General features: G+C 68.1%; 23 protein-coding genes. 16 read left to right on the forward strand and 7 right to left on the reverse strand.

Annotation, left to right across the window (positions count from 1 at the left end):
- Positions 1-29: 29 nt before the first annotated feature.
- Positions 30-638, reverse strand: a complete 609-nt coding sequence (locus ACYAF3_RS00955) for a TetR/AcrR family transcriptional regulator (RefSeq protein WP_003123120.1) — start codon at positions 636-638, stop codon at positions 30-32.
- 105 nt (positions 639-743) lie between these two features.
- On the opposite strand from ACYAF3_RS00955, the gene ACYAF3_RS00960 reads away from it, so the two are divergent.
- Entirely contained in the window at positions 744-1370 is a 627-nt protein-coding gene (locus ACYAF3_RS00960; protein WP_003116364.1) for an NAD(P)H-dependent oxidoreductase, read from the forward strand.
- Between the two features lie 7 nt (positions 1371-1377).
- Here ACYAF3_RS00960 and ACYAF3_RS00965 read toward each other — a convergent pair whose 3' ends face one another.
- Positions 1378-2157: an NAD(P)H-dependent oxidoreductase gene (locus ACYAF3_RS00965; protein ID WP_003112444.1), complete on the reverse strand. Its 780-nt coding sequence runs from the start codon at positions 2155-2157 to the stop codon at positions 1378-1380.
- A gap of 84 nt (positions 2158-2241) precedes the next feature.
- Between ACYAF3_RS00965 and ACYAF3_RS00970 the strand changes: the two genes are divergently transcribed.
- The 15 genes from ACYAF3_RS00970 (at position 2242) to ACYAF3_RS01040 (ending at position 19598) form a co-directional block, all read left to right on the forward strand.
- Positions 2242-3135 (forward strand): LysR family transcriptional regulator, encoded by an 894-nt coding sequence (locus ACYAF3_RS00970; protein WP_003116363.1) that lies wholly within the window; start codon positions 2242-2244, stop codon positions 3133-3135.
- 95 nt (positions 3136-3230) lie between these two features.
- A complete protein-coding gene (gene mltA / locus ACYAF3_RS00975; RefSeq protein WP_003082509.1) occupies positions 3231-4388 on the forward strand; it encodes a murein transglycosylase A in 1158 nt (385 codons plus the stop codon).
- A gap of 718 nt (positions 4389-5106) precedes the next feature.
- A complete protein-coding gene (locus ACYAF3_RS00980) occupies positions 5107-6927 on the forward strand; it encodes a non-ribosomal peptide synthetase (protein ID WP_185838813.1) in 1821 nt (606 codons plus the stop codon).
- The gene (locus tag ACYAF3_RS00985) at positions 6924-8186 is read left to right on the forward strand and encodes a hypothetical protein (RefSeq protein WP_017002600.1); all 1263 of its coding nucleotides are present in this window, start codon (positions 6924-6926) and stop codon (positions 8184-8186) included. The genes ACYAF3_RS00980 and ACYAF3_RS00985 overlap by 4 nt, the downstream gene beginning before the upstream one ends.
- Positions 8180-8794 carry an alpha/beta fold hydrolase gene (locus ACYAF3_RS00990; RefSeq protein WP_003109228.1) on the forward strand — a complete coding sequence of 205 codons (615 nt, stop codon included), beginning with the start codon at positions 8180-8182 and terminating at the stop codon, positions 8792-8794. Before ACYAF3_RS00985 ends, ACYAF3_RS00990 begins: the two co-directional genes overlap by 7 nt.
- Complete coding sequence (locus tag ACYAF3_RS00995; RefSeq protein WP_003120545.1) at positions 8791-9669, forward strand: phytanoyl-CoA dioxygenase family protein; 879 nt, start codon at positions 8791-8793, stop codon at positions 9667-9669. The genes ACYAF3_RS00990 and ACYAF3_RS00995 overlap by 4 nt, the downstream gene beginning before the upstream one ends.
- Complete coding sequence (locus ACYAF3_RS01000) at positions 9666-11033, forward strand: 2-isopropylmalate synthase (RefSeq protein WP_003082506.1); 1368 nt, start codon at positions 9666-9668, stop codon at positions 11031-11033. The genes ACYAF3_RS00995 and ACYAF3_RS01000 overlap by 4 nt, the downstream gene beginning before the upstream one ends.
- The gene (locus ACYAF3_RS01005) at positions 11030-11776 is read left to right on the forward strand and encodes a class I SAM-dependent methyltransferase (RefSeq protein ID WP_003112447.1); all 747 of its coding nucleotides are present in this window, start codon (positions 11030-11032) and stop codon (positions 11774-11776) included. Before ACYAF3_RS01000 ends, ACYAF3_RS01005 begins: the two co-directional genes overlap by 4 nt.
- Positions 11777-11785: 9 nt before the next feature.
- Positions 11786-13264 (forward strand): ANL family adenylate-forming protein, encoded by a 1479-nt coding sequence (locus ACYAF3_RS01010; RefSeq protein ID WP_003162629.1) that lies wholly within the window; start codon positions 11786-11788, stop codon positions 13262-13264.
- A complete protein-coding gene (locus ACYAF3_RS01015; RefSeq protein WP_003123124.1) occupies positions 13264-14862 on the forward strand; it encodes an asparagine synthetase B family protein in 1599 nt (532 codons plus the stop codon). The genes ACYAF3_RS01010 and ACYAF3_RS01015 overlap by 1 nt, the downstream gene beginning before the upstream one ends.
- Positions 14859-15818: a clavaminate synthase family protein gene (locus tag ACYAF3_RS01020; protein WP_003082503.1), complete on the forward strand. Its 960-nt coding sequence runs from the start codon at positions 14859-14861 to the stop codon at positions 15816-15818. The genes ACYAF3_RS01015 and ACYAF3_RS01020 overlap by 4 nt, the downstream gene beginning before the upstream one ends.
- Entirely contained in the window at positions 15815-17044 is a 1230-nt protein-coding gene (locus ACYAF3_RS01025) for an MDR family MFS transporter (protein WP_003082502.1), read from the forward strand. The genes ACYAF3_RS01020 and ACYAF3_RS01025 overlap by 4 nt, the downstream gene beginning before the upstream one ends.
- Positions 17041-17676 (forward strand): alpha/beta fold hydrolase, encoded by a 636-nt coding sequence (locus ACYAF3_RS01030; RefSeq protein WP_003082501.1) that lies wholly within the window; start codon positions 17041-17043, stop codon positions 17674-17676. The genes ACYAF3_RS01025 and ACYAF3_RS01030 overlap by 4 nt, the downstream gene beginning before the upstream one ends.
- A gap of 118 nt (positions 17677-17794) precedes the next feature.
- The gene (locus ACYAF3_RS01035; RefSeq protein ID WP_003086661.1) at positions 17795-18493 is read left to right on the forward strand and encodes a pirin family protein; all 699 of its coding nucleotides are present in this window, start codon (positions 17795-17797) and stop codon (positions 18491-18493) included.
- Between the two features lie 169 nt (positions 18494-18662).
- A complete protein-coding gene (locus ACYAF3_RS01040) occupies positions 18663-19598 on the forward strand; it encodes a DedA family protein/thiosulfate sulfurtransferase GlpE (RefSeq protein ID WP_003112452.1) in 936 nt (311 codons plus the stop codon).
- Positions 19599-19614: 16 nt separating this feature from the next.
- Here ACYAF3_RS01040 and ACYAF3_RS01045 read toward each other — a convergent pair whose 3' ends face one another.
- The 5 genes from ACYAF3_RS01045 to ACYAF3_RS01065 form a co-directional block, all read right to left on the reverse strand.
- Positions 19615-21114, reverse strand: coding sequence for a flavin-containing monooxygenase (locus tag ACYAF3_RS01045; protein WP_003082495.1), 1500 nt, complete (start codon positions 21112-21114; stop codon positions 19615-19617).
- 166 nt (positions 21115-21280) lie between these two features.
- Positions 21281-23122, reverse strand: a complete 1842-nt coding sequence (gene kefB, locus ACYAF3_RS01050) for a glutathione-regulated potassium-efflux system protein KefB (RefSeq protein WP_003112454.1) — start codon at positions 23120-23122, stop codon at positions 21281-21283.
- Positions 23123-23124: 2 nt separating this feature from the next.
- Positions 23125-23598 (reverse strand): SRPBCC family protein, encoded by a 474-nt coding sequence (locus ACYAF3_RS01055; protein ID WP_003082488.1) that lies wholly within the window; start codon positions 23596-23598, stop codon positions 23125-23127.
- A gap of 159 nt (positions 23599-23757) precedes the next feature.
- Positions 23758-24705, reverse strand: a complete 948-nt coding sequence (locus ACYAF3_RS01060; protein WP_003145400.1) for a pirin family protein — start codon at positions 24703-24705, stop codon at positions 23758-23760.
- 26 nt (positions 24706-24731) lie between these two features.
- Positions 24732-25289: an NAD(P)H-dependent FMN reductase gene (locus ACYAF3_RS01065; RefSeq protein ID WP_003082483.1), complete on the reverse strand. Its 558-nt coding sequence runs from the start codon at positions 25287-25289 to the stop codon at positions 24732-24734.
- Positions 25290-25298: the final 9 nt, after the last annotated feature.

The raw sequence follows: 25298 nt of genomic DNA on the forward strand, positions 1-25298 counted from the left end.
GCGATATTCCTCCAGGGCACGCGGTTCCTTCACCGACGACTCCGCGCGACCATCGCCACGATCGCCTCGTACAGTTCCCGCCGCGCCTCTTCCGGGGCGATCTCTTCGGTGGCGGCCGCGTGCGACAGCGCTTCGGCGGCGCCGATCATTGCGCGCAGAGCGGCGACGGTCAGCCGTCCGCCGCCGGCGAAGGGCTCCAGCACGGCGCGGCACTTGTCCATGAAGAGAACCTCGTAGTCGCGCTTGATCCGCTCCAGCTCCGGCGAGCTGGCGAGGGCCGCGACCACCCCGGGAATCTCCCGGCCTTGTTGCATCACGCAGTCGACATAGGCGCGGGCGATGACGTCGGCGCGCCCCTCCAGGGTCGCCTCGCTCGCTTCCAGGGCAGCCTCCATCAGCGCCGTCTGGCGCAGGTCGTAATCCTGGTAGAGCGCCGCCAGCAGGCCGGCGCGGGTGCCGAAGTGGTCATAGACCACCGGCTTGGTCACCCCGGCCTGCTCGGCCAGGCGTCCGAGGGTCAGCGCCTCGGTACCTTCTTCGCGGACCAGCCGCCAGGCCACCTCGAGCAACTGGCGCTGGCGCTCGTCGCGGGACAGGCGGCGGCGTGGCGACGGGTCGTCTGGGGAGTGCGTTGACATAGATAACCTACTAAAAGTAACTTACTAAAGGTAACCTACGGAAAGTAGGTTTTACCCAGACTATCGACTTGCCCCCCTTCCCGCAATTCCCGGAGGAATTCGCCCATGCATGCCCTGATCGTCGTCGCCCATCACCATCCTCGCTCTCTCACACATGCCCTCGCCGCGCGCATCGCCGAAGGTGTGGTCCGCGCCGGTCATTCCGCGGAAACCGCCGACCTGGCGGCGGAAGGCTTCGAGCCGCGCTTCGGCCTGGCCGACCACGCCGTGCATCGCGGCCAGGCGTCGCCTCCCGCCGACGTCCTCGCCGAGCAGGCGCGCATCGATCGCGCCGATACCCTGGTGCTGGTCTACCCGATCTACTGGTGGTCGATGCCGGCCCTGCTCAAGGGCTGGATCGATCGCGTGTTCTCCAATGGCTGGGCCTTCGACTACAGCATCGGCGGCGACCTGCGGAAAAAGCTGCAGCGCCTGCGCGTGGTGCTGGTCGGTGTCGGCGGCGCCGATGCCGGCACCTTCGAGCGGCACGGCTACGCCGGGGCGATGCGCACCCAGATCGACCATGGCATCTTCGATTACTGCGGCGCACGGGTGGTCCGTTCCGAACTGTTGCTGGAATCGGAGACCGCCGATCCGATCCGGCATCTGGACCAGGCCCTGCACATCGGCAGCCAGCTCTTCGCCGCACGCGGCGCGCAGGGGGCCGCCCAGGCGCAGCCGCTGGAGGCCTGACCCCAGGTCATTCGGCCAGGTGCATGGCGAAACCGGCCCGCTGCGGGGCAAGTTCGTCGCGCAGGGTCAGCGCCGGGATCAGGTAGTCGCCGCCGTTCTGCCGGCGGAAGGGGATCGGCGCAGCGCGCTGCAGGTCATCGAGGCGCCGGCCCAACTGCTCGCTCAGCGCGGCGAAACGCTCCGCGTCGATCCGGCCGCTGCGATAGACGACGAACGGCGGCAATACCTCGAAGCCGGGGTAATGCAGGATGCCGTGATGGATGGGGAACAGCAGGTCGTCCATCGGTCCGTTGATACCGCGCGCGGCGTAGTGCGACTCCCAGCCGCCGGCGGTGACTACCAGCATCGCCCGCTTGCCCTGCATCCGGCCCTCGCCGTAGCGGTCGCCCCAGTGGCTGTCGGAATGTTCGCCGACCCCGTAGGCGAAGCCGCAGGCATAGACGCGATCGATCCAACCCTTGAGGATCGCCGGCATGCTGAACCACCAGAGCGGGAATTGCAGGATCAGCGTATCGGCCCAGCGCAGCTTGTCCTGCTCACCGGCGATGTCGACGCTCTGCCAACCGTTCTCGAAGGCGCGCAGGGAAGTTGCGGAAGGATCGAAGCGTTCGCTGGCCTCGCGCTCGAGGCTGTCGCCGGCATCGAGCACGGCCTTCCAGCCCATCGCGTAGAGGTCCGAAACCTGCACCGCATGGCCGGCCGCCTCGAGGCGGGCGACCGCGAAGTCCTTGAGCGCACCGTTGAGGGAGCGCGGCTCGGGATGGGCATAGACGATGAGTACGTTCATGGCGGGTCTCCGGCAAAAGGTGGGCGCAGGATCGGCCATCGCCGGATATAGTTGAAATGAATATCCGAAATTCCAGGTATATGGATGATTAATCTCCGGCGACTGGACCTGAACCTGCTGGTGACCCTCGACGTGCTGCTCACCGAACACAATGTGACGCGCGCGGCGGAACGCCTGAATTTTTCCCAACCCTCGGTGAGCGTGCACCTGGCCAAGCTGCGGGCGATCTTCGACGATCCCTTGCTGCTTCCCGGCCCGCGCGGGATGCGCCCGACGGCGCGGGCGGAGGAGCTGCGCGAGCCGTTACGCCTGGCCCTGGAAGCCCTGGAGCAGGCGGTGGCGCCGGCCGCGCCGTTCGATCCGACGCAGTCACGGCATACCTGGCGCGTCGCCGCCACCGACTACGCCGAGTCGGCGATCCTCCTGCCGATCCTCGCCAGTCTTCGCCGCCAGGCGCCGGGCAGCCGCCTGGCGGTGCTGGAGCTGGCGCCGACGCGAATCGTCAGGCAGGCGGAACGCGGCGAGATCGACCTGGCCTTCCACACCCTCGAAGAAGCGCCGCCGGGACTGCGCTGTCGCCGGCTGTTCAGCGAGCGCTATGTGCTGGCCGGGCGCGCCGGGCATCCGGGGCTGCGTCGGCGACCGACGCTGAAGCAGTTCTGCCGCCTCGAGCAGGCGATCGTCTCGCCCGACGGCGGCGGCTTCCTAGGTCCCACCGACCAGGCGCTCGCCGAACTCGGCGCGGAACGCCGGGTGGCGTTGTCGGTGCCGCACTTCCTGTTCCTCCGCGCGGTGCTGGAAAGCACCGACCTGGTGGCGCTGCTGCCGTCGCGACTGGTACGCGAGCGCGACAGGTTGCGGGTGGTCGAGGCGCCCCTGGAGGTGCCCGGCTACGACCTGGCCATGCTCTGGCACGAGCGCTCGCACCGCGATCCGGCCCATCGCTGGCTGCGCGAACTCATCGCCGCCTCGGTGTAACGCGGCGATACGCTTCGGTCGTCGCCGCGGTTTGACGCACCGTCGCGCTTTGCCCAAGCTAGCGGGCTTCGATCCACCACCAGGAAGTCCTTGGCGTGAAGTTTCCGTTCCATCCCTGGCGCCGCCTGCTGCTCTGCGCGCTCCCTTTCGCCGCCCTGCTGACGGCATGCGACGACGGCAAGAAAGAGCCCCCGCCCAAACCCGCCGAAGTCACCACCTACAACAGCGTGCCCTGGGACGCCCTGCCGGCCACCAGCGACGCCGACCTGCTCGCCGGCTTCAATGCCTGGCGCTCGGCCTGCGCGCGGCTGGCCAAGGACCCGGTATGGGGCGAGCCCTGTGCGAGCGCCACGACGGTCGCCGCCGATCCGACGGCGGTGCGCGCGTTCCTCCAGGAGCGGATGCAGGTCTATAGCCTGCGTTCCTCCAGCAACGGCGACCAGGGCCTGATCACCGGCTACTACGAACCGGTCTACCACGGCAGCCTGAGCCAGGGCGAAAAAACCCCGGTGCCGGTCTACGGCGTACCGGACGACCTGGTGGTGGTCGCGCTGGAAAGCGTCTACCCGGAACTCAAGGGCAAGCGCCTGCGCGGACGCCTGGAAGGCCGGGTGCTGAAACCCTACGACGACGCCGCGACGATCCGCGACAACGGCTCCAGCGCGCCGGTGCTCGCCTGGCTGGGCGACCCGATGGACCTGCAGTTCCTGCAGATCCAGGGTTCCGGGCGCATCCAGCTGGAAGACGGCCGGCAACTGCGCATCGGCTACGGCGACCAGAATGGCCACCCGTACAAGCCGGTCGGCCGCTGGCTGGTCGAGCAGGGCCTGGTGCCGAAGGAAGAGATCAGCATGAAGCGCATCCGCGACTGGGCCGAGGCCAATCCGCAGCGGGTCTCCGAGCTGCTGGCGAGCAATCCCAGCTTCGTGTTCTTCAGCCTGCGCCCGGACAGCGACGAAGGTCCGCGCGGCTCGCTGAACGTACCGCTGACCGACGGCTACAGCGTGGCCATCGACCGCAAGGTGATTCCGCTGGGCAGCCTGATGTGGCTGTCCACCACCCGCCCTGACGACGGCAGCGCGGTGGTCCGTCCGGTGGCGGCCCAGGATACCGGCGGGGCCATCGTCGGCGAGGTCCGCGCCGATCTGTTCTGGGGCACCGGCGACGCCGCCGGCGAACTCGCCGGACACATGAAGCAACCGGGCCGGCTCTGGCTGCTATGGCCCAAGGGTGCGCCGCTGCCCGCCTCCTGAAAACCTCCGGCCGGTGCCTACGCATCCGGCCGGGACGGCTGGCCAACGCAACGCCAGCGAGCGCCCGACACCGCAGACCAGCATCGACGGCGCCGGGCGCGCTTGCGGCAGCAACCATTCAAACGATGAATGACGCCGCAGAATCCTCTGTGATGATCGCCGCGCCAGCCGGACCTCCGCGCCTCGCCGCAGCGGCCAGGCCCCCCGAAACCACTTGTCCGTGCTACCCCGGCAGGCGTAGCCGCGGCCGCCTGCCTCGGCAAAAAGCCATCAGCCGGCGCGCTTCGAGGCCCCTCATAGCGCCCTTTCGCCAACTACCAATTCTCATAGTTGTGAGGGGAAATTTGTATCTTATTTTAAATACCCACGAAACATATAAACACACACACAGCGAAACACTTCGGAAAACCAACGCAAGGTGGAAGTGCAATGCGTGACCGTGAATCCATTCTCATCGCTTTTCTCTCTTTCCTGACGATAAGACTGCATGGCAGCAGTTGACTGCCCTTGAGTCGACGGCACTCCGTATTTCCATAACGGTTTTTCCGGGCAAGGCGCCTCGACGCTTGCCGCTCGCGTGAGCGAGCCGGTGGGCGGCGGACGACTGGCAGAGCCCGGGAAGACTCGGTGGCCGTCTTCGCGAAAAACCAAAAATCCTTCATTTAGCCGAAGAAGCCGGCAGATGGACTCATTTTTTCGAAAAAAGGCGATTGCCAGAATGTCCCAGAACTCCCTGCTCGACCTGTACGCGCACCCGACGGTGGTGGCCCGCTTCAGCGAAATGGCAGCGCTTCATCCCCATCACGAAGCCATCAGGGACCGTTTCGGAAGTGTCGACTATCGGCAACTCCTGCATAGCGCCGAACAACTTTCAGACTATCTTCTCGAGCATTATCCGCAGCCGGGAGTTTGTCTTGGAGTGTACGGCGAATATTCTCGGGAAAGCATTACCTGTCTGCTCGCCATACTGTTATCCGGCCATCACTACTTATATATAGACCTGAAACAACCGGCGGCCTGGAATGCAGAGTTGTGCCGGCAGGTCGACTGCCGCCTGATTCTCGACTGCTCGACCACGCCGACGCCCGCCAACGGTCTTCCCTGCGTCCCGGTCAGGCACCTGCCTGCCGCTCCAGCCTCGGTCGCCCGGCCATGCTTCGCGGCGGACCAGATCGCCTACATCAACTTCTCCTCGGGCACCACCGGCCGCCCGAAAGCCATCGCCTGCACCCACGCCGGCATTACCCGCCTGTGCCTGGGCCAGTCGTTCCTCGCGTTCGCTCCGCAGATGCGCTTCCTGGTGAACTCGCCGCTGTCCTTCGATGCGGCGACCCTGGAGATCTGGGGTGCGCTGCTCAACGGCGGCTGCTGCGTGCTGAACGACCTCGGCCCCCTCGACCCGGGCGTGCTGCGCCAGTTGATCGGCGAGCGCGGAGCCGACAGCGCCTGGCTCACCGCCTCGCTGTTCAACACCCTGGTGGACCTCGACCCGGACTGTCTCGGCGGCCTTCGCCAGTTGCTCACCGGCGGCGACATCCTCTCGGTGCCGCACGTGCGCCGGGCGCTGCTGCGGCATCCGCGACTGCACCTGGTGAATGGCTACGGACCGACGGAGAACACCACCTTCACCTGCTGCCATGTCGTCACCGACGACGACCTCGAGGAAGACGACATCCCCATCGGCAAGGCCATCGCCGGCACCGCGGTGCTCCTGCTCGACGAGCACGGACAGGAGATCGCCGAGCCCGACCGGGCCGGGGAGATCGTCGCCTTCGGCGCCGGCCTGGCGCAGGGTTATCGGAACGATGCGGCGCGCACCCGCGCCAGCTTCGTCGAGTTGCCCTATCGCGGCCGCCTCCTGCGTGCCTACCGTACCGGCGACCGCGCTCGCTACGACGAGCAGGGCCGGCTGCGCTTCATCGGCCGCGGCGATGGCCAGGTCAAGCTGAACGGCTATCGCCTCGACCTCCCCGCCCTGGAACAGCGCTTCCGCCGCCAGCCGGGCATCCTCGACTGCGCCCTGCTGGTCCGCGAGCGCAACGGCGTCAAGCAACTGCTCTGCGCCTGGACGGGAAAAGCCGACGCCAGCCCGCAGGCCCTGCTCCGCCAACTGCCCACCTGGCAGCGCCCGCATGCCTGCGTCCGGGTCGAGGCCTTGCCCTTGACGGCGCACGGCAAGCTGGACCGCGCCGCCCTGCTGCGCCGCCTGGAAGAACCGCTGGAGCGCTGCGCCAGCGCGCTCGATCCCGACCAACGCGGCTGCGCGCAGCTGTGGAGCGAATTGCTGGGTTGCGAGGTCGGCGCCGCCGACCAGGATTTCTTCCTCTGCGGCGGCAACTCGTTGCTCGCCCTGCAACTGGTCGCCCTCTGTCAATCGGCGGGTGCGGGAGCAAACCTGGGACTCGCCGACTTGCAGGCAAACTCGCGCCTCGACCAGTTCAGCCGTCTCCTGCGCAGCCACGGCCTGGCGCCGGAGCGTCTGCTGGAACGGGCGGCGACGCCGGAGCAGCCGCTGGTGCTGTCGAGGAGCGCGGCATGAACGTCGGTCTCTCCGCGGAGGTGCGCTACCACTGGTTCCGCGAGCACCTGGTGGTGGTCGGCGATTGGCACCGCCTGTCCCCCTCCGAGCGCGACCGCCTGCGGCACCAACCGATGCCGGATGAGGCCGCGCAGTCCTTGCGCGTCGACCTGTCGCCCTGGTCCTGCGGGATGGTCTTCAGCGAGCTGCTCGGCGCCGACCTGACCCGCTTCGGCCTCTGCTACCTGGCTCCGGCCGAGGTGCCGGCATCCGACCTGACGCGCCTGGGACGGCGCCTGCGCGAAGAGTTCCCGTTGCTCGACAGCCAGGTGGACAGCGGCGCGGAAGGTTTCGAACTGGTCGTCCACGGGCAGCCCGAGGAGAGCCCGGCGCTGGAAGTCGGCCCCTTCGCCGACGAAAACGCGCTCATCGCAGCGCTGCTGCAACGCCCGCATTCCCTGTTCGAGCGCGGCCTGCTGCGACTGTTCCACGGGCGCTGCGGAGGACGTGCGCGCTGGGGCGTCTGGCTGCATCACCTGGTCGCCGACGCCGACTTCGCCAGCGTGCTGCTGGCCCGCCTGGCCGTGCTCAACGCCGACCCCACGACCGAAGCGGCGGCCCCCGAGTTCGGCTTCCTCCAGCAGCAATGGCGCCTGGAGCGCCAGCTGCGCGAGCGCAGGACCAGGCTGGAAGACTACTGGAGCGAGCGCGGCGAGGCGTTCCGTGAACTGGCGAGCCTGCCCTGGGCGGAGCTCGCCAGCCATTGCGAGGATTTCCGCTTGGCTGCCACGCCAGGAGGCGGCGAAGCCGCCCTGCTGACCCGGCTCGCCTGCGCCCTGGCTCTCGCCCTGGCCAGCCAGGGCGCCACCGGCAAGGTCCTGGCGCTGACCCCGGTCAGCCTGCGCAGTCGCCGAGGCACGGCGGTTTCCGGTTGCTGGCTGAACCTGGTGCCGCTGTTGCTGGACGCCGCGACCGCCGAGGACACCTTCGAACGACACAGGCTCGAGGCCTTCGAGCACAGCCTGCTGCCGGCGGAGGCCATCGCCGAACGGGCCGGGCTGCGCTATGCCGACGCCCAGGTGATGATCAATGTCATCGACCAGCCATTCCGCAGCGCCGGGTTCATCCACCGGCCGACACTGAAGAGCCGCCTGCCGCTGACCCTGACCCTGGTCCGGCGCGACGACGGCGGCTGGGACGCCAGCCTGGCCAGCCGCTTCGGCCGCGAACGGACCCTGGCGCTGGCGGCGGCCATGGCCGAGGCGCTACGCCCATGCTGATCCTGCTGCCTGACTTCATCGGCCACCCGAGCTGCTTCCGCGGGCTGCTGGCACGCCTCGGCGCAACGGACTGCCGGCTGGTCGACTACCACCGGCTGGATGCCTACGCCAGCATCGAAGCCCTCGCCAGCCAGGTACTCGACGGCCTGGCGGAAGAACCGGACTGGCTGATCGGCTATTCCTTCGGCGGCCTGGTCGGCTACGAGATGGCCCGCCAGTTGCCGGCCAGCCGCCTGCTGATGATCGACAGCCACCTGCCCTGGCCGGCCCTGCGGCGAATGCCGCCGAGCGAGCAATACCAGCGCTGGCTGAGCGCCGAGATGCGCGAATGGATCGCCCTGATGAGCGAGCTTGGCGAACTGCGCGAAGAGGTCCTGCTGCGCAATGTCGAGCTGTTCGGCCGCTGGCAGCCCCGCCATCGCCTCGCCCGCGCCAGCTGGGTGCGCTGCCGGGACGACGCCGGCCGCGACCCGGCCGCCGAACGCTGGTGCGACCTGATCGAGCGGCTCGACACCTTCCCCTGCGAGCGTCCGCACCACCTGGCCCTGCAGGACCCGGCGGTGATCGATTTCATCGTCCACACCGTCAGCAAGGAGTCCGTCCAATGAAACACTATCGGCAGGTGGTATCCCCGCAATTGCGCCAACAGGCGCTGGACTGGATCCTCGCCGCGGCGCAGCGGCCGGACCCGGCGCTGGAACCGGAATTCGACATCGCCGACGACGAGCGCCGCGAGGCGAAGAAGGTGCGCAACCTGCACCGCCACGACCCGCTCTTCTGGGACGACTGGTTCGCCCGCTCCGGGCTCGACGCGCTGGTCCGCGACCATCTGCGCAAGCCGCGCCTGCTGCGCCACGCGGCGTTCATCAAGCGCCACGCCGACGAGTCCTACATCCCGCTGCACCAGGACATCGCGCTATGGGAGAAGCGCTACGAAAGCGCGCAGACCTTCTGGGTCGCCCTGACCCCGTCGCGGAACGACAACGGTGGGATGTTCTATTACCCCGACGACCGCACGATCTTCCCCCACGAGTTCGACCTCGCCTACCCGATGTTCAAGTGCATCGACCTCCAGGCCAACGGCATTTCCCGCGAGCAACTGGTGGATGCCGAGCTGGACGCCGGCGACGTCCTGGTCTGGCCCGCCCGCACCGCACATGGCAGCCACAACAACCGCAGCGGCGAGCTGCGCATCGGCATGCCGATCGTCTTCGTCGAGGACGACGAATTCCACCAACTGAATCGAGAGGACAGCATGAAAACCTGGATCGCTTCCAACCTGAAAAGCGTGTTCCCGGACGAGGCAATCACCGAGGACAACCTCGACCACTATCTTCCGCAGCTGTGCGACTACTCGCTGAAGATGGTCACCTTCCTCGCCCGTTTCTCCCGCCAGTTCGGTCATGCGCCGAAGATCCACGACTTCATCAGGGAGCCGCGGCTGGCGACGCTGTCGGCCTCGGACGCGGGAGCGAGACGATGATCCGGGTCATCGACTGCACCCTGCGCGAGGGGTGCCAGGCCCGCCAGTGCAGCTTCGACAGCGCGCAGTCGGTCCAGCTGGCGAGGGAAATCGCGGCGCTGGGGGTGGATATGATCGAGTGCGGCCACCCGCGGATTTCCGCGGACGAACGCGAGCGGGTACGCGCCGTGGTGGCGGCGGTTTCCACGCCGGTGCTGGCCCACGCCCGGGCGCGCCGGGAGGATATCGACGCGGTGCTGGAAACCGGTGCGCAGTGGGTCGGGCTGTTCGCCTCGATCAACGCGATCTCGCTGGAAACCAAGTTCAAGGGCATGAGCCGCGAGGAGGTGCTCGAACTGTTCCACGACGCGATCCGCTACGCCCGCGAACGCGGCCTGCGGGTCCGGGCCACGGTGGAAGACGCCGCGCGCACCTCGGTCAGCGACCTGGTCAGCATGATCGCCACCGCGCGCGACGCCGGCGCCGATCGCATCTGCTTCGCCGACAGCGTCGGCATCCTGCTGCCGGACGAGACCTTCGACGTGCTCTCGCTGCTGCGCCACGAGTTCCCCGACGTGGTCTTCGAGTACCACGTGCACAACGACCGCGGCCTGGCCCTGGGCAATACCCTGGCGGCGATCCAGGCCGGGGTCCAGTGGCACTCGGCGAGCTGCAACGGGATCGGCGAACGCGCCGGGATCACCGACACCTTCCAGTTGCTGACCCTGCTGCACACCAAGTTCGCCGCCGACCGCTTCAACCTGAAGAACGTCCTCGCGGTCTCCGAGCTGGTCGAGGCGCACAGCCGGATCAAGCGTTCACCGATGCACCCGGTGGTCGGCGAGAACGCCTTCGTCCATGTCGCCCGCCTGCACCAGTTGGCCATGCAGGAAAACCAGGACGCCTACAGCGCCTTCGATCCGGAACTGATCAACGGCCGCGTCTCGCTGCAACGCTACACGCCGATGCACCGCCAATCCCTGTTCCTCACGCCTTTCGAGAAATCCGCCAGCGAACTGAAGTACCACCGCCACGGCCCCGGCAAGCGCTTCGTCATGCTCGACCGGCGCCTGCTCGACGGCTCGCCGTTCTACTTCATCGCCCGCCAGTTCCACGACGTCGGCGACGGCGGGCCGGGCCACGTCGACAGCCACGTGCACAACTGCGACTCGGTGTTCCTGTTCCTCGGCAGCGACGAGGACTACCGCGGCCTGGAGGTGGAAGTCCTGCTCGGCGGCCAACTGCGCCGTTTGCAAAGCCCGGCCAGCGTGTTCATCCCCGCCGGCGTCGAGCACAGCTACCGCTACCTCGGCGGCAGCGGCACCTACATCAATTTCGTCCACAAGGGCGATTACCACGAGAGCCTACTGGAGATTACCCAATGAAGCAGTTCGACAAGCACGCAGACGCCTACAACGTGGTCCGCGGCAAGATCGCCTATCCGGATTCGCTCTACCGCAACCTCGCCGAACGCGCCCCGGCACGCGAAGCGGCGCTGGACATCGGCTGCGGCAACGGCGTCTCGACCGTCCGCCTGCAACCCTGGTTCCGCTACGTGGAAGGCAGCGACCTGGGCGAGGCGCTGATCGCCAAGGCCCGCGAGAACTACCCGGAGATCCGCTTCAGCGTGTCGCCAGCGGAAACCTTCGCGCCGCAACGCCGCTTCGACCTGGTCACCAGCGCCACCTCCTTCTACTGGATGGACCGCAAGCAGGTGCTGACGCGCATGGCCGACTGGCTGACCCCCGGCGGGCTGTTCTGCGCCTACAAGTACGACTTCCCGATCGCCTACGGGCCGCTGCGCGACTTCATCGAGCACGAACTGGTGAACAAGTGGGCCAAACACCGTGATCCGCGCCTGACCCGCTATGACGACACCCTGGAGATCATGGGCAGTTGCCCGCACCTGCGCGACTGCCGCCGCGAAGTGTTCGCCAACATCATCTTCCTCAGCCCGGAGGAGGTCGCGCTGTTCTTCCTCTCCACCAGCTACGTGACCCGCTACATCGAGCAGGAAGGCGGCGAAGACTACGCCGACCGCTTCATCGCCGCGGTGCGCGAGATCGAGAGCGCGCCGCAGGTGGCGGTGAACTTCGACATCCACGCCTTCACCGCGCTGAATCGCTGAGGAGCCGGCATGAGCAGCCTCCCCGTACCCGTATCGCTCGACAGCACCCTCCGCCATCTCGGCAGCGCCGACCCGCGGCGGCCGTTCCTGATCGACGCCCGCGAGCCGGAGCGACCGCTGGAATACACCTGGGGCGACGCCGACCGCCAGGTCGATGCCCTCGCCGAGCAGATCGCCGCGCATGCCTGCCGCAGTGTCGGCGTGCTGCTCGACAACAGCTACCGCAACCTCTGCCTGATCTATGCGGTCATGCGCGCGGGCAAGCATCTGGTGCTGATCGATCCCGAGTGGGGGGAGGCCGCGAAGCAGGCCATCGTCGACGAGATGCGCCTGGACGCGCTGGCCAGCGAACATCCGCTCGAGGGCGCGCTGGCCGGGCTGCGCCTGGCGCTGGACTTCGAGCGCAGCGCGACGCGCCGGCTCGACCGCGCCGCGCACAGCCACATGATCCTGTTCACCTCGGGCACCACCGGCCAGCCGAAAGGCATCGAACTCAGCCAGCAGGCCATGCTCCATGCCTACCGCATCGGCCGCGACTGCCTGGGCATCGGCGAGCACACGCGCTCCGGTTGCTTCTACCGGATCAGCGGCCTGGGCATCCTCGGCATCAATTTCCTCTTCCCGCTGCTGTACGGCGGCAGCGCGGTGCTCCTGCCGCTGCACTGCTGGGCCGACAGCGAAGGCTTCTGGGAATGCGTGGAACGCTTCGGCATCAGTTTCCTCTACCTGGTGCCGCCGGTGGTCAACCACATGGTCAAGGAAGGCTCCCCGCCGCCGCGCCGCTTGCCGTTGCAGCGCCTGCTCTGCGTCGCCGGCTCGGCGCGCCTGGACGCCGACCTGCAGGCGGCCTTCCAGCGCGACTACGCGGCGCTGGCGAACATCTACGGCCTCAGCGAGTGCGGCTTTGCCTTCCTCTTCGGCAAGCGTCGCGGCGATGCGTTCGACAACTCGGTGGGACCTGCCGTCGGCCTGGAACTCAAGCTGACCGACCCCGACGGCCGCCCGCTGGAGGGCAGCGGCGAACGCGGGCGCCTGTGGGTGCGCACGCCGAGCCTGTTCTCCGGCTACGTCAACCGCCCCGACCTGACCGCCCAGGTGCTCGAGGACGGCTGGCTGAATACCCAGGACCTCGCCTACTTCGACGAGGACCGCTGCGTGCACGTCCTCGGCCGTTGCGACGGCACCATCAACAAGGGCGGCAACCTGTTCCACCTGAATGAATGCGAAAGGGCGCTCAACGGCCTGGACGAGGTGATCGACGTCTGCTGCCTGAAGGTCGACTGCCCGCTCTATGGCGAAGACTATGTCGCCGTGATCCACACCGCGCCGCAGGTCGAGTTCGCCTTCCTGCCCTGGCTCCAGCAGCAGCTCGGCACCCTCCGCGCGCCACAGCGCGTGGTGCTGTCGCACCAGGCCCTGCCGCTGAATGGCGCCGGCAAGCACGATCGCCGTGCGCTCGCCACGCTGCTGCAACGGGAAGCCTCGTGATGTGCGGCATCCTCGGTTACGTCGGCACCGGTTTCAGTGTCTCGCGCTTCGCCGGAGCGCTACGCCTGCTGGCCCATCGGGGTCCGTTCGGCGAGGGCATCGCGGCCCTGCCGAACGGCGCCATCGGCATGACCCGCCTGCCGATGTCCGGCGCCGCGGCGGTGCCGCTCCCGCCGCAGGAGGGTCAGCGGCGGGTCGCCTACAACGGCGAGGTCTACCAGGCCGGCTGCGAAATCCATGGCGAGATCCGCCTGCTGCTCGACGGCTTGCAGCGCGGGGTACTGCCGGACGGCATGTACGCCCTCGCCAGCTGGGACCCGCAGACCCGGCAATTGACCCTGCTGCGCGACGAGTTCGGCATCAAGCCGCTGTACTACAGCTACCAGCCCGAGCGCGGCCTGCTGGCCTTCGCCTCCGAGCCGCGGGCGCTGCTGCACCTGCTCGGCGGCGCCCGCGCCGACGCCGAGGCGATCGCCCAGGTGGTCGCCGCCGGCGTGCCGCTGGAAGGCCAGACCCTGTTCCAGCAGGTCCGTCTGCTGCTGCCCGGCGAGGTGTTGCGCTTCGATCTCTCCCAGGAGCGTCCGCGCCTCTGCCAGCGCCAGCGGCTGGCCACCGCCCCGGCCAGCGAGGTGGACAGCCTCGACGAGCAGCTCGGCGAAACCCTCGAACGCTGCCGCCAGACCTTCCGCCCCTGCGCCCTGCTGGTCAGCGGCGGGGTCGATTCCAACCTGCTCGGCAGCTACCTGGACCCGCAGTTGCAACGCTTTCACCTGTGCCTGGAAGGCGACGAGGAAAGCCTGCTGCCACACCCTCGGCTGCAACGCTTCGAGCTGCGCCAGGAAGCCTTCATGCCGCTGCTGCGTCGCGCGGTCGGCAACTTCGGCGGGGCGACACGGATGTCCAGCCTGCTGATGTACCAGCGCCTGGCCGACGGTATCGGCGAGCAGGGCTATCACTGCGTGCTTCTCGGCGAAGGCGCCGACGAACTGTTCTGGGGCTACCCGCGCCATCTCGAACTCTGGCGCCGGCGCGACGCACCGGAACCGCGGCGCTTCGCCGCCGCCTGGTTCGGCGAGTACCGGCGCAAGGCCGCGCTGCTGGCGGAACCGGCGGGCCGACGGGTCGCCGAGCGGATCGAGGAACTCGCCCACGAGGCCCTCGGCCAGGGCCTCGAGGCGGCGATCGGCCAGTTCGACCTGCACTACTCGCTGGAGCCGCTGCTGCGCCGCGCCGACCATCTGCTGATGTCGCGCACCATCGAAGCGCGCACCCCCTACCTGCATGGCGCCCTGGCGCAGCGCGCCGGGCGCCTCCAGCGGATCGTCGGCGACACCGCCAAGGCACCGCTGGTGGCGCTCCTGGAGCAGCGCGAGAAACGCTGGCAGGCGCAGCCGAAACGGCATTTCCGCCTGCCGTTCGAACGGTGGCCGCAGGCCCTCGGGGAAATGCGCCGGCACCTCGCCGAACGCCTGCCGGCGCTCCACGACCTCGGCCTGGAAGGCCTGGATGCACCGAGCGTCGCGGCGCTGCCCGGCGACCAGTTGTTCACCCTCACCACCCTGTCGCTCTGGCAGCAGGAATACGGAGCCTCGCTATGACAACCATCCATCGTCGCCCCGCGCCCTGGCGGGGCAACGCGGTGTTCTGCGCTTCGGCCGCTTTCGCCGCCGGCCTGGAAACGCTGTTCGCGCGCCTGCTGGAGCGGCGTCCCGCGGATAGCGCGGAGGCTCTCCTGCGCCAGCGCCTGCATCACGAACTGGAGCATGGAAGCGGCGTGCTGCTGCACGATTCCGCGCTGCTGCGCGGACTCGCCGAGGACGAATTCCAGCGGGTGTTCCGCGCATTCTGCCAATGGCTGGGACGCACCGTGGCGATCAACCGCAACGGCGAGTACCTCAAGGAAGTGCGCGACCTCGGCCTGCGCGACGCCCGCGACGCGCCGCAGCGCGGCCACCTGACCAGCCAGGAATTGGCCTTCCACTCCGATCGCGCCGACCTCACGGTGCTCGCCTGCTGGTCGCCGGCACGCCGGGGCGGCGCCTTCCGCATCCGTTCCTCGGCCGACGTCCTCGCCACCCTGGAAGCCGCCAATCCGGCCTGGCTGCCCCTGCTCGGCCAGCCGATCCCCCACGACCTGCGCGACGAAGGCGACGCCGACTACGCGCTGGTGCCGCTGCTCACGGAAACCCCGCGGACCTTCGTCTTGCGCTATATCCGCAAGTTCAACGAATCGGTGACGCGCCACGGGCTAAGCCTCGCCCCGCAGGTGCGAAGCATGCTCGACGGCCTGGACGAGGCGATCGAACGCGCCGACGGCTATGCCGAACTGGACTTCAGCAAGGGCATGCTGGTGCTGGTGAACAACCACACCACCCTGCACGCGCGCACCGAGTTCAGCGACGACGAGCGGCAGCGCCGCTGCCTGCTGCGCTGCTGGCTGAGCAGCGAGTTCACCCGCGAACTGCCGGAAAGCTTCCTGCCGCTGTTCCACCAGGTAGCCGCCGGCAGCCTGCGCGGCGGCATCCGTCCCCTCGCCCAGGAGCCCCGCCCGTGAGCGACAACACCTTCAGCGTGCAACGCTTCCGCGCCCTGCCGACGGAAATCCACGTGATGCTCGTCGGTACGCTGCTGACCCGCGGCGCCTACTTCATGGTCTGGCCGTTCCTGGCATTGCTGCTGTGGCGCGAGTTCCGGCTGTCCGCCAGCGCCATCGGCCTGCTGCTGGCGCTGGCGACCGTCTGCGGCGCGCTCAGCGGCATCTACACCGGCTGGCTGTCGGACCGTTTCGGGCGCAAGCGCCTGATCTTCTTCGGCACCAGCCTCAGCGGGCTTTCCTTCGTGTTGCTGGGCTTCAGCGGCCAGCCGCTGTCCTACGGACTGGCGATCTCCGGGGTGAGCATCGGCTGCGCCCTGCTCGAATCCAGTTGCAAGGCGCTGATCGGCGACCGCGTCGAGGATCGCCGCTCGCGGGAACTGGCGCTCTACTGCCGGTACTTCCTGATCAACCTCGGCGCCGCCCTCGGCCCGCTGATCGGCCTGACTCTCGGCGTCGCCGCCCAGGCCGGCACCTTCCTGGTCACCGCGCTGGTCTACTTCTGCTACGGCCTGCTGCTCTGGCGCCTGCTGCACCACCTCGAACTTAAGCGGCGCAGCCTTGCCCCGCGATCCTCGACGGGGTTCCTCGAAGCCTGCCTGAGCATGGCCCGGCATCGCGCCTTCACCCTGCTGTTGCTGTGCAACATGCTGGCCGCGCTGATCTACGCCACCTTCGATTCGACCCTCGTGCAGTACCTCACCCGCAGCGGTCTGCCCGACGTGGTCAACAGCATCGCCCTGCTGGTGACCATCAACGCGCTGACCATAGTGGTCGCCCAGTTTCCCCTCCTCCGCCTGCTGGAAAACACCGGCACCGGCGGCCGCCTGATGCTCGGCATGCTGCTCATGCTCCTGGCCCAGCTAGGCTTCGCCTGGACCCCGGTGACCCTGTTCGCCGGCCTGGCGCTGGCCACGGTGGTACTCAGCCTCGGCGAACTGATCGTGTTCCCGACCTTCAGCGTGGAGGTCGACCAACTGACCCCCGACGACTTGCGCGGCAGCTATTTCGGCGCGGCCAATCTCTACAGCCTCGGCACCGCGCTGGCACCGCTGTACGGCGGGATCATGCTCGACCATGCCGGCAGCCAGGCGCTGTACCTCGGCCTGGCCGCGCTGTGCGGGGTGATCATGCTGCTGCAGGTCGGCGCGGTCGGCCTGCGCCAGGCCGAGCGGGCCGGCGGATGAGCGGCGCGCTGCTGGTCTCGGGATTTTTCCTGCGCCGCTCCGCCTGGTCCGTGGAAGGCGCCGGCTGGCGAAGCTGCGACCATCTGCGCGACGCGCCCGGATGCGACCTGGCGCATTGGCTGGACCAGGCCGCCGCCACGCTGGCCGGCGAGGAGCGGGTGATACTCTGCGGCCACAGCTTCGGCGGCTACCTGGCGCAATGCCTGGCGGCCCGCCTGGGCGAGCGCGCCGCGCACCTGTACCTGTTCAGCGCGCTGGTCAGCGAGGGCGGCGGCGCGCTGGAAAGCTACCAGGACAGCGGCCAGGACAATCTCCTCGGGCTATGCCGCCTCGACCCGCTCGGAGGGCGGGTCCGCCTGGAAGACCGCGCCGGCTTCCTCGAACTGCTCGGCGCCGAGGTGCCGACCAGCGCCAGCGAACCCGCGCAATTGCTGATCGACTCGCCGCGGCAGGTTCGTCCAGCCTGCCCGGTCACCTACGTTGTGGCGGCCGCCGACCGGCTCAGCCCGCCGCCGCTGCAACGTACCTTCGCCCACCGCCTGGACGCGCGAGTGCGGGAATACCCGGGCGGGCACCTCGCCGCACTGGCGGACCCGCGCTTCCTTCGCGCCCTTATCGAATCTAATAATTAGATAGATAAAGCCAAAAATACGCGCTTTTTTATCGCAATGATCTGACGGATGATGACCCCATCAACCGCCCGCCCCCCTCGCGCAAACGAGCGGCGACGGGCCCAATGGAGATCCGATCATGATCGAACGTCGTCCCTTCGACCGTCTGGGCCATGCCAACCACGGCTGGCTGAACGCGCGTCATCATTTTTCCTTCGCCGACTACTATGATCCGGAGCGCGAGGACTGGGGCCGCCTGCGGGTCTGGAACGATGACGAGATCGCCGCCGGCAGCGGCTTCCCGCCGCACCCGCACCGCGACATGGAGATCATTACCTATGTCCGCGAAGGCGCGATCACCCACCAGGACAGCCTGGGCAACAAGGGCCGCACCGAGGCCGGTGACGTGCAGGTGATGAGCGCCGGTACCGGCATCGTCCATTCGGAGTACAACCTGGAAGCCGAGACCACCCGGATCTTCCAGATCTGGATCATCCCGGACCGCCGCGGCGACCAACCGCGCTGGGGCTCCAAACCGTTCCCGAAGGCCGAGCGCGACGGTCGTTTCGTCACTCTCGCCAGCGGCGACGAGCAGGACAGCGAAGCGCTGCACATCCGCGCCGACGCCGAGGTCGCCGCGGTGACCCTGAAGGCCGGCCAGAGCGCCGAGTACGCCCTGGAAAACGGTCGCCGCGCCTACCTGGTACCGGCCACCGGCAGCATCGAGGTCAACGGCGTGCGCGCCGAGGCCCGCGATGGCCTGGCGGTACGCGACGAACCGACCCTGAAGGTCACCGCCCTGGAAGACAGCGAAGTGCTGCTGGTGGAAGTGGCCTGACCCGACAGCCCCTCGCCCCCACGGGCGAGGGGCTGCTTTCGTTGCGCCCCAGCCTCTCTCGACGCAGCGGCGTTATCCGCCGCAACGCCTCCGGCCCTGCCGACTGGGTTCTTCCCAGCTTCACGCTTCGCGCTCACACTACCCGCAGAAGAATTCGAGAGGCTCCGCCATGCGTGAACTGCAACCCCTGCTGGAGAACCACGGGCTGCTCCTGCTGTTCCTCAACGTGCTCTGCGAGCAGGCCGGGCTGCCGATTCCCGCCTACCCGGCGCTGATCGTCGCCGGCGCGCTGGCCATGCAGGGCGTCGGCGCGCCGCTGGGCGTGGTCCTGCTGGTGGTGGTGCTCGCCTGCCTGCTGGCGGACGTCGCCTGGTACCTGGCCGGACGCCGCTACGGCGGCTTCCTCCTGCGCAGCATCTGCAAGGTCTCGCTGTCCCAGGACAGTTGCATCCGCCAGAGCCAGAACATGTACCTGCGGGTCGGTCCGAGGGCGCTGCTGATGTCGAAGTTCCTGCCCGGCGCCAGTGCGTTGTCCACCACCCTGGCCGGCATGACCCGCACCCACCTGCGCCGCTTCCTCGCCTACGACGCCGCCGGCTCGGCACTCTGGGCCGGTTCCGCGCTGCTGCTGGGGGTGATCTTCAGCGATGCGGTAGACCACCTGCTGGCCCTGCTCAGCGACTACGCGGCCATCGGCGCGCTGCTGATCGCCGGCGCCTTCGCCGCCTTCATCGCCTGGAAGCTCTGGCAGCGCCAGCGCCTGCTGTCGCGCAGCCGGCGGATTCCGCGAATCAGCGTGGAGGAACTGGAAAACCTTCGCGAACAGGGGCAATTGCCGGTGATCCTCGATGTCCGCGCCCATCACGAAGACGAGCCGAGCGGCATTCCGGGAGCCATCCCGGTGGAGCTGAACGTGTCGCTGAAGGACCTCCCCGGCGACCTCAGGGACGCCAGCATCGTCATCTATTGCGCCTGTCCCCACGAACTTTCCGCCGCGATGCTCGCCCAGCGCCTCAACGCCTCCGGCTTCACCCGCACCTGGGCGCTGGCCGGCGGCCTGGACGCCTGGCGCAAGGCCTACGGGCAGGTCGTGGCGAACGCCTGAGCGACACCCACCGGGTTCAGCCCAGGGCCTGCACCGCCGCGCCGCCGGCTTGCCGCTGCGGCGCCGGCGAGGAGAACACCAGGTAGCCGTCCTCGACCTTGCCGTAGCGCAGCAGCGCCAGGTCGAGGACGTAGTTCTGGTAAAGCTTCCAGGGCATCCGGTCGCCCTGCTTGGGCATGCGCTCGGCGGCGCGCTGGATGTAGCCGGAGTCGAGGTTGAGGAAGGGCTCCTCGCGCACGTCGCCGGTGCTGTCGCGGGCGGTCACCTGGCGCATGCCGGTGGCATCCATGTGATTGATCAGGCGGCAGAAGTATTCGCTGGAGAGGTCCGCCTTGAGCGTCCAACTGGCGTTGGTATAGCCGACCACCGCCGCCAGGTTCGGCAGGTCGCGCAGCATGATGCCGCGATAGCCCATGCTCTGGTTGACCTGGAACGGCTTGCCGTCGACCGCCAGCTCGGCGCCGCCGAACATCACCAGGTCGAGGCCGGTGGCGGTGACGATGATGTCCGCCTCCAGCACCTCGCCGGTCTTCAGGCGAATGCCCCGCTCGACGAAGCGGTCGATGTGCTCGGTGACCACCGACGCCTTGCCCTTGCGCAGCACCTTGAACAGGTCGCCGTCCGGCACCGCGCAGACCCGCTCGTCCCACGGCTTGTAGCGCGGGCTGAAGTGACGCATGTCGAAGCGTTTGCCCAGTTGCAGGCTGGCCAGCTTGAGCAGGGCCTTGCGGACCAGGCCGGGGAAGGTCCTGGCGAGCATGAAGAAGACCATCTGCATGGCCACGTTGCGCGCCCGCGCCTGGCGGTAGATCCAGGTTTCCGGAAGGAAGCGGCGGAGGAAATTGGAGATCGCGTCCTTCTGCGGCAGGGTGATCACGTAGGATGGCGAGCGCTGCAACATGGTGACGTGGGCGGCCTTGTCGGTCAGCGACGGCACCAGGGTCACGGCGGTCGCGCCGCTACCGATCACCACCACCTTCTTGCCGCTGTAGTCGAGGTCCTCGGGCCACAGCTGCGGATGGACGACCTGCCCGGCGAAGTCCTCGCGACCGACGAATTCCGGGGTATAGCCGGCCTCGTAGCGGTAGTAGCCGGTGCACATCAGCAGGAACTGCGCGGTCATGCGCAGCGGCTCGGGCTCGTCGCCGCGCTGCACGTCGAGGTTCCAGCGCGCATTGGCGGAATCCCAGTCGGCCCTGAGCACCCGGTGGCGGTAGCGGATCTTCCGGTCGATGCCGTTCTCCCGTGCGGTCTCCTCGATGTAGCGGCGGATCGACGGACCGTCGGCGATGGCCTTGGGATCGCTCCATGGCTTGAAGTTGTAGCCGAGGGTGAACATGTCCGAGTCGGAACGGATGCCGGGGTAGCGGAACAGGTCCCAGGTACCGCCCATCGCCGCGCGCCCTTCGAGCAGGGCGAAGCTCTTGCCGGGGCAATGCTTCATCAGGTGGTAGGCGGCGCCGACGCCGGACAATCCGGCGCCGACGATGAGTACGTCCAGGTGTTCGACAGGCATAAGGTTCCTCGATCGGCGGAAGCGTCCAGCCGTCTGCTGGGCTGATGCCCTCCACCCTACAGAGGGGATGCCGCGCGGGTATCCCAACCTTCGTACTGCGATATCCGCAAAGTATGGACCCAGGCGTGGGAATTACCCATGCCGGCGTACCGGCATGGGTCGGGCGCTAGGACGCGCGGGAAGGTTTCTCCGGGGTCTCCGCCGCTACCGCGCCACGGTCTTCCAGCTGGTCGGTCTGGAACAGCGTCTCCAGCTCGACCCGCGCCTCGCGAGCGCTTTTGATCAGCGCGTCGCGGTCGTTGTAGAACAGGTGCTGGGAGGCCAGGACCTCTTCGTCGTGCCGGCGGAAACGACGGATCCGCGCGTCCGCCTGTTCCTCGCTCAGACCCAGGCCGCAGAGCACCATGCGGCTCATCTCCAGGCTGGAGAAGAAGGTCTCGCGCACCGGCTCGACCCCGGCGTCGAGCAACAGGTGGACGTGCTGGCGGTTACGCGCGCGAGCGATGATCTTCAGGTGCGGATACAGCTTGCGCACGCGCTTGGCCGTCTCGATGTTGGTCTCCGGGTCATCGGTGGCGATGACGAAGAACTCGGCCTTCTCTACCTGGGCCGCGCGAAGGATCTCCGGGCGCATCGGGTCGCCGTAGAAGATCGGGATCGCGCCGAGGGTACGGGTCAGCTCGATGGTCTCCACCGAGGTGTCCAGGGCGATGAACGGCACGCGCTGGGCGCGCAGCACGCGAGCGACGATCTGGCCCATGCGGCCGACCCCGGCGATCACCACGCGCGGGGTGTCGTCGTTGTCGATGCGTTCCATTTCCGGCGGCGGCTTCGTCGCCTCCGGCTCCTTCGCCAGCAGGCGCGCGAGGCCGAGTACCAGCAACGGGGTCAGGGCCATCGACAGGGTGATGGAAAGCACCAGCAGGTTGTGCAGGTCGTTCTGGAACAGGCCCTGGTCGCGGGCCATCTTGAACACGACGAAGGCGAACTCGCCGCCGGCCGCCAGGACCACGCCCAGGCGCAGCGCCGAGGCCTTGTCGAGGCCGCCGGAAATGCGTCCGACGAAGTACAGCACCGGCGCCTTCAGGGCGATCAGCAGCACGGTCAGGCCGAGCACCATCCACGGCGACTTGAGCAGCAGGCTGATGTCCGCGCTCATCCCCACGCTGATGAAGAACAGGCCGAGCAACAGGCCCTTGAACGGCTCGATCTGCGCCTCCAGTTCGTGGCGGTACTCCGAGTCGGCCAGCAGCAGGCCGGCGAGGAAGGCACCGAGGGCCATGGACACGCCGGCCAGCTCCATCAGCAGCGCGGTGCCCATCACCACCAGCAGCGCGGTGGCGGTGGACATGTCCTGCAGCTTGGTCTGGGCGACGATGCGGAACACCGGGCGCAGTAGATAGCGGCCACCGACCACCACCGCGGCGATGCTGCCGACCACCTTGAGGGTCTGGGTCAGTTCGCTGCCGCCGGCGTCGCTGTGCGCACCGCTGAGCAGCGGGATCATGGCGATCAGCGGGATCGCCGCGATGTCCTGGAACAGCAGGATGGCGAAGGCCAGGCGGCCATGGGGCTGGGTCAGTTCCTTGCGCTCGGCGAGGATCTGCAGGCCGAAGGCGGTGGACGACAGCGCCAGGCCCAGGCCGAGCACCACCGCGCTGTTCACCGGCTGGTCGAAGCCGACCAGGGCCACGGTGCCGATCACCAGGCCGGTCAGCAGCACCTGCAGCAGGCCGACGCCGAACACCGACTTGCGCATCACCCACAGGCGCCGCGGCGACAGCTCCAGGCCGATGATGAACAGCAGCAATACCACGCCCATCTCGGAGATCTGCGCGACGCTTTCCGGGTTGTCCACCAGGCCCAGCACGCTGGGACCGATCAGCACGCCGGCCAGCAGGTAGCCGAGCACCGCGCCCAGTTGCAGGCGCTTGGCCAGCGGCACCATGAACACCGCCGCGATCAGGAAGACCACGCCGGACTGGAGAAAACTGCTTCCGTGTTCCACGCTCAACTCCCGCTGGCGGCGCTGGCGCCGAACCGGTCGCGGATGGTGGCGATGGTCTCCACATCCATGGCGATATAGGCCTGCTTGACGAAGGCGTCGTAGGGTAGTTCGTCGCCCAGCGGCTGCAGGTAGCGGGTGCAGTAGGCGAAACGCACGAACAGCGAGCCGGGTTCCGGCTCCTCGATGGTCATGTCGAGGCTGCCGCCGGCCACCTCGGCGCTCGGCTTGATACTGTAGTGGGCACTGTCCGGCGCCTTCAGCACGACTTCGTCCTCGACCACCAGACCCGGCAGGTACAGGCGCCGGTGCAGGCGGTCGCCGTCATCGACGAGGATCTCGAAACGCTCCAGGCCGACGACGAAATACTGTGGCTCGCGCGCACGGCAGACCAGGCCTTCCCAGAGTTGCAGCCGGTCGAGGACCGGCAGGTCGACAAGTGTCCGGTCGTTGACCTGGACCAGGTGTTCGAATTGCATGTGGCTCACTTCCTGTTCGGTGCATGCGATAGGCGAGTTCTGACCGGCGATGGGTGCAGAAAGTTTTCCCGCTGCCGGCGAATCGCCAGGCCGCAGGTCCACAACGATCGCCGACAGGCATTCGAGGACGCCGCCGGGGCACCCGGCGGCACATCGACCTCACTCGGCGTCGATCTTCCAGGGAATCGGCGGAGCGCTCAAGCGCGGCCCTTCCAGGGCGTCGAGCCGGCCGAAGCGGGCATCCCCCTCCTCCCAGGCCTTCTGCGCCCGGGCGATCTCGCCCTTGCTGTGGCCGACGAAGTTCCACCACATGAAGATCTCCGCACCGAACGGTGCGCCACCCAGCAACAGCACCCGCGCGCCAGGGTCGAGTTGCAGTTGCAGGCCGTCGCGGCCGTCGCCCAGGTAGGCCAGTTCGTTCACCGCGAAATGCTCGCCGCCCACTTCCAACCCGCCTTCCAGCGGCAGCAGGCCGTACTCGAAGTGCGGGTCGAGCGTCAGTTGCAGGGTCGAGGCGTCGTGGCAGGCCAGGTCGGCACCGAGCAGCGGCGAGTAGAGCCGGCACGGCGCCTGTCGCCCGGCCAGCGCACCGGCCAGCAGGGTGAAGGTGACCCCCTGCTCCTGCCAGCGCGGCAGGTCGGGATGATGGTCGAAGGCCGGGGCGATGTCGCGCTGCTCGTAGGGCAGCGCGATCCACAACTGCGCGGCGTGGGCGTGGCGCTCGTCGGGCAGCGACTCCTCGGTGTGGGCGATGCCATGACCGGCGGTCATCAGGTTGACCTGGCCGGGGCGGATCACCTGGACGTTGCCCAGGCTGTCGCGGTGCAACGCCTCGCCCTGGATCATCCAGGTAAAGGTCTGCAGGCCGATGTGCGGGTGCGGGCCCACGGCCAGTCCGCCGCCAGGTTCGAATTCGGCGGGACCGGCATGGTCGAGGAAGCACCAGGCACCGATCATCCGACGCTGGCGCGACGGCATCAGCCGACTGACGGTGATCCCGCCGCCGATTTCCGCGGCACGCGCGGTGACCCGTTGCAGCAGGTGTTCGCGGCGCTCCGGACAGTCCCGCGAGGAGGACAGGTCGCAACGCTCTTCGGTATTGCTCATGTTCAGGCTCTCCGGTGACGAGGCATTCAACCGCGCAGGCGGCGCACCCATAGCTGCAGGGCCTGCAACTGCTGCTGGATCAGCTCGCGCGCCTTGTCGTCGAGCAACCGGCCCTGGGCGTCGAAGGCGTTCTGCGCGCTGGAGATCATCACTTCCGGCTTGTTCAGCGGATGAACGTCGAGGAACACCAGCGTCTGGCGCAAGTGATACTGCGCCCGCGCGGTGCCGAAACGCCCGGCACTGGCACCGAGGATCGCCGCCGGCTTGCCGGAGAACGGCTGCTCCGGCGGCCGCGAGGCCCAGTCGATGGCATTCTTCAGCACCCCGGCCATCGAATAGTTGTATTCCGGGGTGGCGAACAGCAGCGCGTCCGCCGCGCGGATCTGCTCGCGGAAGCGTTCCACCGCGGGCGGGAAGCCGAGGGCGTAGACGTCCTCGTTGTACAGCGGGATGCCGGAGATGTCCGCCAGCTCGATGCTCATGCCCGGCGGGACCAGGCCAATCGCCTCCTGCAGCGCCGCGCTGTTGTAGGAGCCGCTGCGCAGGCTGCCGGAAATGCCCAATACCTTGATGTCGTCGCTCATGCCGTGCTC

The organism is Pseudomonas sp. TZ252 (assembly GCF_056110345.1).